Genomic DNA, 7845 nt, shown 5'->3' on the forward strand with positions numbered 1-7845 from the left:
GCGCGGGCCGGGGCAGGTGGAAACCCGCTTGGCAGGCGCGGAGCTGCGGCGGATGGCGGAAGGTCACGGCCGCGTGCCTTGCCTGACCCAGCCGCCGCCGCTAGATATTGCAACGGCTTTTGAGGAGGCATGGATGCGCGTAGGAAGATCGGCCGGGCTGGCGCTGCTGCTGGGGGCGGCAATGGCGCTGCAGGGCTGCGTGGTGACGACTGTCCCGCAGACCGGCCAGAGGGTGGCGGTCCCCACCGTCCAGGGCACGCCCGCCCCGGCGCCCGCGGGCAAGGATTTCGCCACGGTCGTCGCGCGCGTGGAGCCGGTGGCCGAGAGCATGTGCCGCTCGACCCCGGGCCAGCGCAACTGCGATTTCCGCATCGAGCTGGACCGCGACCCGTCGAAGCCGGCCAACGCCTACCAGACGCTTCTGGCGAACGGCCAGCCGCTCTTGGTGGTGAACCAGACGCTGATCGACGATCTGGAGAATGCCGACGAGCTGGCCTTCGTGATCTCGCACGAGGCGGCACACCATATCTCCGACCATATCGCCCGCCAGCAGAACAGCACCGAGGCCGCGGCGATCGCGGCGGGGATGGCGGCGGCGGCGCTTGGCGGGACATCTTCCTCGATCGCCTCGGCGCAGCAGATCGGCGCCTTTGCCGGCTCGCGCGTCTATTCCAAGGATTTCGAGCTGGAGGCCGACAGCCTCGGCGCGCAGATCGCCTATTACGCGGGCTACGACCCGGTGGTGGGGATCGGCTATTTCAGCCGCGCGCGCGATCCCGGCGACCAGTTCCTCGGCACCCACCCGCCGAACGCCCAGCGGATCAGCGCGGTGAAGGCGACGATGTCGCGGCTGAAGGCGGCGCAGTAGCGCCCGCCCGGCGCAGCCGCGCCAGCAGGCCGGCGAGGCTGACGCCGAGATAGAAGATCTGGATCAGGGCGGAGCCGAGGTTGAAATCCATCCCGAGGCTCGCCAGCACCGCCAGTGCGGCCAGCCCGTTGAGCGCGTAGAAGGCGGCGCTGTCGCCGGTCAGCCGCCCGAGGCTGAGCGCCGCATAGGCCAGCGCGTAGAGCGCGAAGCCCGCGACGCCGAGGATCTCGCCAAGTCCCGCCTGCTCCAGCAGCTGCATTCGGCCAACCTCCCTTGCCCGGCAGGACGGGCCGGACCCTCCGGCGCCTGCCGCGGGTCCGCTTTACCCTAGGGAGGGATGGGTGTCGGTGCCTTATGGCACAGTCCTGCGGGGACGGTGCCCTGGAGGCCCGGGCCGGCGGCCGGGGCCCCGATGCGTCAGGCCAGGCGGCCCCAGAGGTCGTATTCGCCGGCCTCGTCCACCTCGACGGTGACGATGTCGCCGGGCTTCAGCGCCTCGAACCCTTCGTCGATGAAGAGGTTGCCGTCGATCTCGGGCGCGTCGGCCTTGGTGCGGCAGGTGGCGGCCTCGGCATCGACCTCGTCGACGATCACCTCGATCACCTTGCCGACCTTGGCTTCCAGCTTCGCCTCGGAGATCGCCTGGGCCTTCTCCATGAAGCGCTCCCAGCGCTCCTGCTTGACCTCGGCGGGCACATGGTCCGGCAGGTCGTTGGCGCGGGCGCCCTTGACGTTCTCGTACTGGAAGCAGCCGACCCGGTCGAGCTGGGCCTCGTCCATCCAGTCCAGCAGGTGCTGGAATTCGGCCTCGGTCTCGCCGGGATAGCCGACGATGAAGGTCGAGCGCAGGGTGAGGTCAGGGCAGGCGGCGCGCCAGGCGGCGATCTCCTCCAGCGTCCGCGAGGCGGCGGCGGGCCGCGCCATGCGCTTCAGCGTGTCGGGATGGGCGTGCTGGAACGGGATGTCGAGATAGGGCAGGACGCCGCCCCCCGACTGCGCGGCTTCCATCATCGGCACCAGCTCGCGCACATGCGGATAGGGATAGACATAGTGCATCCGCACCCAGGCGCCGAGCGTGCCCAGATCGCGCGCCAGATCGAGGATCGGCGCCTTCGACGGCCGCTCCGCCCAGTCGGTGCCATAGGCCGAGGTGTCCTGGCTGATGACGAGGAGCTCGCGCACCCCGGCCTCGACCAGCTTCTCGGCCTCGCGCATCACCGCCTTGTGCGGACGCGAGGCCAGCCGGCCGCGCATGTCGGGGATGATGCAGAACTTGCACTTGTGGTTGCAGCCCTCGGAAATCTTCAGATAGCTGTAATGCCGCGGCGTCAGGCTGACCCCGCTGGCGGGCAGCAGGTCGATGAACGGATCCGGGGCGGGCGGCACCGCGCCATGGACGGCGTCGAGCACCTGCTCGTACTGGTGCGGCCCGGTCACGGCCAGAACCTTGGGATGCGCGCCGGTGATGTAGTCGGGCTCTGCGCCGAGGCAGCCGGTGACGATCACCTTGCCGTTCTCGCGCAGCGCCTCGCCGATCGCCTCCAGGCTTTCCGCCTTGGCGCTGTCGAGGAAGCCGCAGGTATTGACGATCACCGCTTCGGCGCCGGAATAGTCGGGCGAGATCGCGTAGCCCTCGGCGCGCAGCCGCGTCAGGATGCGCTCGCTGTCCACCAGCGCCTTGGGGCAGCCGAGCGAGACCATGCCGATGGTCGGCTGGCCGGGGCGGGCGGGCTCGTCGAAGCGGCCCTTCGGAGCAAGGTCCGGGCGGAGGTTCGGGGGATTCTGGGACATGGAGCCGCACATAGAGCATCCGGCGCGCTGCGGGAAGAGGCGCCGCGCGCGCTTTGTCCCCGCCTAAGCCATGCTGAGGAAAAACCGTCTTGCCGCAGGGGCGGGCGGCGCCGCAGGCTCCGGCCCGGATCGGGCCGGTGGTCGCGTCCGTGATCGCGTCTGTCCAGGAGCCCCGCATGTCCGAGCTGTCCGCCGCCGCCGAACTGGCCCGCAATGCCGCCACGCCCTTCGAGCGGGCCGAGGCGATGCCGGTCTCGGTCTATACCTCGCGCGATTTCCTCGCGCAGGAGCAGGCCGGGATCTTCGCCAAAAGCTGGATCTGCGCCGGGCGCGCCGAGACGCTGGCAGCCCCGGGGGACTTCCTGACGCTGGAGATCGCGGGCGAGCCGGTGATCGTGCTGCGCGACCGCGACGGGCAGCTGCGGGCGATGTCGAATGTCTGCCGCCACCGCATGTCGGTGCTGCTCGAGGGCCGCGGCAATGCCCGCGTCATCACCTGCCCCTACCATGCCTGGAGCTACAATCTCGACGGCTCGCTGCGCGGCGCCCCGGCGATGGAGAGGAACGGCAGCTTCTGCAAGGAGGACACCCGCCTGCCGGCGATCCGCGCCGAAGACTGGAAGGGCTGGATCATGCTGGCGCTCGACCCGGATCTGCCCGGCCCCGACGAGGTCTTCGCCGGGCTCGACGACCTCGTGGGCTATCTCGACATGGGCCGCTACACCGAGACCTTCCGCGAAGAGCACCGCTGGAACACCAACTGGAAGATCCTCGCCGAGAACTTCATGGAGAGCTACCACCTGCCGATGTGCCATTCCGGCACGATCGGCGGCGCCTCGAAACTGTCGGAGATGGTCTGCCCCGAGGGCTATCCGGGCTTCAACTACCACCACATCCTGAAGGACGAGCGGGTGCCCCTGGCGCTGGCGCATCCGTCGAACACGGTGCTCGAGGGCGAGGACCGGCGGCGCACCTGGCTGCTGGCGCTCTATCCGTCGCTGCTGATCACGCTGACGCCCGGATATTTCTGGTACCTGTCGCTGATGCCCGACGGGCCGGATCACGTGAAGATCCTCTATGGCGGCGGGCTGTCGCCGGACTTCATGGCCGATCCGGAGGCGGAGGCGCATTTCGCGGCGCTCAAGACGCTGCTCGACGAGGTGAACGAAGAGGACCGGGGCTGCACCGAGCGGGTCTGGAAGGGGCTGCAGAGCCGCTTCGCCAGGCCTGGGGCGCTGTCGCATCTGGAGCGGCCGAATTACGACTTCGCCCGCTGGATCTCGGCGCGGATCCCGGCAGAGTAGCGACGGCCGGGGCCGGGGCGGCAGCCGGGGGATCCGGGGGCGGGAGCCCCCGGGGCAGGCCGCCTCAGCGGCGGCGGTCGCGGCGCGAGGACATCGGCTGGAAGGCCACGCCGACATGCGCCTCGCAATAGGGCTTGCCCTGCTGGGTGGGCAGGCCGCAGAACCAGAAGTCGTCCGTGGCCGGATCGCCGATCGGCCATTTGCAGGTCCGCTCGGTCAGTTCCATCAGCGTCAGCCGCTTGGCCTTCTTCTCGACCTCGCGCTGCGAGGCCAGCGCCTCGGGGCTGATCTCGTTGGCCGAGGGCTGCGGCGGCAGCGGCTGGCCCGCGGGCACGATCGGCTTGCGCGTGGCGGGGACGGGGATCTTCACGGAGGCGACTGCCTCGCGGGGTTTCGGCGCTTCCGCCTCGATTTCGGGTTCCGCCACGGGCGCGGCGGCCTTGGGTGCTTCCATCTTCGGTGCCTCGGTGACCTGGGCTTCGGCAGGCTTGGTTTCGGGCTTCGGGGGGGTGCCCGCGCCGCCGGTTCGGTTCGACAGTCCCAGCCGGTGAACCTTGCCGATCACCGCATTGCGCGTCACGCCGCCCAGAGCCTTGGCGATCTGGCTGGCGCTCTGGCCTTCCGACCACATCTTCTTCAGCAGCTCGACGCGTTCTTCGGTCCAGGACATTCGCGGTTCCACTTCTGGTGTCAGGGCGGGCCGGGTCGCATCCGGCCGGGTCCGGCGCGATCTTCGGCCGGAAGCCCCTATCATATCGTTTCGATGGCGGGTATCAACCCGCGCGACGGATCAAGGCCGCGCCACTATCTAAGGGAGCCCGCAGTCATGGACAATACCCGGCAGATGGGAACCCGCCGCTTCGGCCGCGTCAACTGGCTGGGCATGACGACCCTCGCCGAGCGCGAGACGCGCCGCTTCATGGCGGTCTGGTCGCAGACGGTGATGGCGCCGCTGATCACCGCCGTGCTCTTTCTCGCCGTCTTCGGCCTGGCGCTGGGAACGCGGCGGGGCGAGGTGATGGGCGTGCCCTTCCTGAACTTCATCGCCCCGGGCATCCTGATGATGTCGGTGATCCAGAACGCCTTCGCCAACACCTCCTCCTCGATCCTCGTGGCGAAGGTGCAGGGCAATATCGTCGACACGCTGATGCCGCCGCTCTCTGCGGGCGAGATGCTGGCGGGCTACCTGGCCGGCGCGCTGGCCCGCGGGCTCCTGGTGTCGCTTCCGGTTCTCGCGCTGATGACGGCCTATCTCGGCACCGGGCTGGCCCATCCGGTCTGGCTGGCGCTGGTGCTGGTGCTCGGCTCGGTGCTGATGGGCAGCCTCGGCATCGTCGGCGCGATCTACGCGCAGAAATTCGACCAGATGTCGGTGATCTCCAACTTCGTGATCACGCCGCTGACCTTCCTGTCGGGGACCTTCTACTCGATCGAGGTGCTGCCGCCGGTGATGCGGGCGCTGTGCCATGTCAATCCGATCTTCTACCTGATCGACGGCGCGCGCTATGCAATCCTCGGCGTGTCCGACAGCTCTCCCTGGATCGGGCTCGGGGTCTGCGGGGCGGCCTCGGCCGGTCTCTGCGCGCTCTGCTGGTACTGGTTCCGGATCGGCCACCGGCTGAAGCCCTGAGCGGAGCTCCGGCAGAGGCGGGGGAGGGGGCCGGGGAGGGGGGGGGGCCCCCTCCCCGGCCCCCTCCCCGGGCGCGCGTGGCTGGCGCGGGACGGAAAACCTCTGGATTGCCCGGCGGATCCGGTGTATGCGCCCGCTCATGACCGGACCGACTCCCTCCCTGCGCGCCACGCGCCGAAGCCGACGCGCCAGCGTCTGAGCCGTCCTGTCCGGATGCAGGGCAAAACGTCCGTGCATCCCCCTCTCCCATTGACAGTCTTTCCGCCCTCGGGCACCCCTTGGGCTTCCTGAAGAGGACCACGACCATGATCCCGTCCGTTCTGCCGACCTATTCCCGGCTCCCGCTGTCCTTCGTCTCCGGCGAAGGGTCCTGGCTGGTCGAGGCCGATGGTCGCCGATTCCTGGATATGGGCGCCGGGATCGCGGTGAACGCGCTCGGCCATGCCGCGCCGGAGCTGGTCGAGGTGCTGACCGCCCAGGCGAAGAAGCTGTGGCATGTCTCGAACCTCTACACCATTCCCGAGCAGGAGCGGCTGGCCGCCAAGCTGGTCGAGCTGACCTTCGCGGACACCGTCTTCTTCACCAATTCCGGCACCGAGGCGGCCGAGCTCGCCATCAAGATGGCGCGGAAGTACCACTATGCCAAGGACGCCCCGCGCGAGCAGATCATCGCCATGCAGGGCGCCTTCCACGGCCGCTCCACCGGCGCCATCGCGATGGCCGGGGGCGACAAGATGGTAAAGGGCTTCGGCCCGCTGATGCCCGGCTTCGAGCATCTGCCCTTCGGCGATATCGAGGCGATGAAGGCGGCGATCTCGCAGGACACCGCCGCGGTCATCGTCGAGCCGATCCAGGGCGAGGGCGGCATCCGCGTCCTGCCCGACGCCTTCCTCAGGGAGCTGCGCGCGCTCTGCGACGCGGCCGGGGCGCTGCTGATCTTCGACGAGGTGCAATGCGGCATGGGCCGGACCGGCCGGCTTTTCGCGCATGAATATGCCGGCGTCGCGCCCGACATCATGATGTCCGCCAAGGGCATCGGCGGCGGCTTCCCGCTCGGCGCGGTGCTGGCCAGGGAGGACGCGGCCGCGGGGATGACCGCGGGCACCCATGGCTCGACCTATGGCGGCAACCCGCTCGGCTGCGCGATCGGCGCGGCGGTGGTCGACATCGTCTCCGACCCGGCCTTCCTGGTCGAGATCAACCGCAAGGCCGGCCTGCTGCGCCAGGGGCTCGAGGGGCTCGTCGCCTCGCATCCGGACGTCTTCGAGTCGGTGCGCGGCACCGGGCTGATGATCGGGCTGAAATGCAGGGTCGCCCCGGCGGACGTCGTCGCCGCGGCCCAGGCCGAGGAGCTGCTGACGGTTCCGGCGGCCGACAACGTGGTGCGGCTGCTGCCCGCGCTGAACATTCCCGACGGGGATATCGCAGAGGCGGTGGCGCGGCTGGACCGGGCTGCCGGCGCGCTGGCCGGGGACACGGCCGCGAGCGCCTGAGGTTTGGTAACGATGAAGCACTTCCTGGACATCCACAAGACGTCTCCGGCGGACCTGCGGGCCATGCTGGATCTGGCGGCGAAGATGAAGACCGCGCGGAAGGGGCTGCCGAAAGGCACCCCGGATTCCGAGCAGGCGCTGGCCGGGCGCATGGTGGCGCTGATCTTCGAGAAGCCCTCCACCCGGACCCGCGTCTCCTTCGATGTCGGCACCCGCCAGATGGGCGGGCAGACCATGGTCCTGACCGGCTCCGAGATGCAGCTCGGCCATGGCGAGAGCATCGCCGACACGGCGCGCGTGCTCAGCCGCTATGTCGACCTGATCATGATCCGCACCTTCGGCGAGGACACCCTGCTGGAGCTCGCGGAATACGCCACCGTGCCGGTCATCAACGGCCTGACGAACCGCAGCCATCCCTGCCAGATCATGGCCGACATCCTCACCTTCGAGGAGCATCGCGGCCCGATCGGCGGCCGCAAGGTCGTCTGGACCGGCGACGGCAACAATGTCTGCGCCTCCTTCATCCATGCCGCCACCCAGTTCGGCTTCGAACTGGTCTTCTCCGGGCCCGAGACGCTCGACCCGGATGCGGCCTATGTCGAGGAGGCGCGCGCCAATGGCGCGAAGATCACCATCGAGCGCGACCCGGAGCGCGCGGTGGAGGGGGCCGACCTGATCGTCGCCGACACCTGGGTGTCGATGCATGACGGCGAGGAGACCCGCGAGCGGCGCCACAACCTGCTGGCGCCCTACCAGGTC

At 69.5% G+C, this 7845-nt stretch carries 8 protein-coding genes; 5 read left to right on the plus strand and 3 right to left on the minus strand.

Going from position 1 to position 7845, the window contains the following annotated elements; translation table 11 throughout:
• Positions 1–133: 133 nt before the first annotated feature.
• Positions 134–868 carry a M48 family metallopeptidase gene (locus tag FGX59_RS20345; RefSeq protein WP_138468957.1) on the plus strand — a complete coding sequence of 245 codons (735 nt, stop codon included), beginning with the start codon at positions 134–136 and terminating at the stop codon, positions 866–868.
• Here the strand turns inward: FGX59_RS20345 and FGX59_RS20350 are convergent.
• Positions 822–1127 (minus strand): hypothetical protein, encoded by a 306-nt coding sequence (locus FGX59_RS20350; protein ID WP_138468958.1) that lies wholly within the window; start codon positions 1125–1127, stop codon positions 822–824. The genes FGX59_RS20345 and FGX59_RS20350 overlap by 47 nt on opposite strands.
• 158 nt (positions 1128–1285) lie before the next feature.
• Positions 1286–2659: a 30S ribosomal protein S12 methylthiotransferase RimO gene (rimO, locus tag FGX59_RS20355; protein WP_171060745.1), complete on the minus strand. Its 1374-nt coding sequence runs from the start codon at positions 2657–2659 to the stop codon at positions 1286–1288.
• A 176-nt stretch (positions 2660–2835) separates the two neighbouring features.
• On the opposite strand from rimO, the gene FGX59_RS20360 reads away from it, so the two are divergent.
• Entirely contained in the window at positions 2836–3963 is a 1128-nt protein-coding gene (locus tag FGX59_RS20360; protein WP_138468960.1) for an SRPBCC family protein, read from the plus strand.
• A 64-nt stretch (positions 3964–4027) separates the two neighbouring features.
• Here FGX59_RS20360 and FGX59_RS20365 read toward each other — a convergent pair whose 3' ends face one another.
• Positions 4028–4633, minus strand: coding sequence for a GcrA family cell cycle regulator (locus FGX59_RS20365; protein WP_138468961.1), 606 nt, complete (start codon positions 4631–4633; stop codon positions 4028–4030).
• A 156-nt stretch (positions 4634–4789) separates the two neighbouring features.
• Between FGX59_RS20365 and FGX59_RS20370 the strand changes: the two genes are divergently transcribed.
• The 3 genes from FGX59_RS20370 to argF form a co-directional block, all read left to right on the plus strand.
• Entirely contained in the window at positions 4790–5593 is an 804-nt protein-coding gene (locus FGX59_RS20370; RefSeq protein WP_240722605.1) for an ABC transporter permease, read from the plus strand.
• A gap of 305 nt (positions 5594–5898) precedes the next feature.
• Positions 5899–7086, plus strand: a complete 1188-nt coding sequence (locus tag FGX59_RS20375; protein ID WP_138468962.1) for an aspartate aminotransferase family protein — start codon at positions 5899–5901, stop codon at positions 7084–7086.
• Positions 7087–7098: 12 nt separating this feature from the next.
• A partial coding sequence (gene argF, locus FGX59_RS20380) for an ornithine carbamoyltransferase (RefSeq protein WP_138468963.1) occupies positions 7099–7845 on the plus strand: 747 nt, incomplete at its 3' end.

The organism is Poseidonocella sp. HB161398 (genome assembly GCF_005870025.1).
GTDB lineage: Bacteria > Pseudomonadota > Alphaproteobacteria > Rhodobacterales > Rhodobacteraceae > Mangrovicoccus.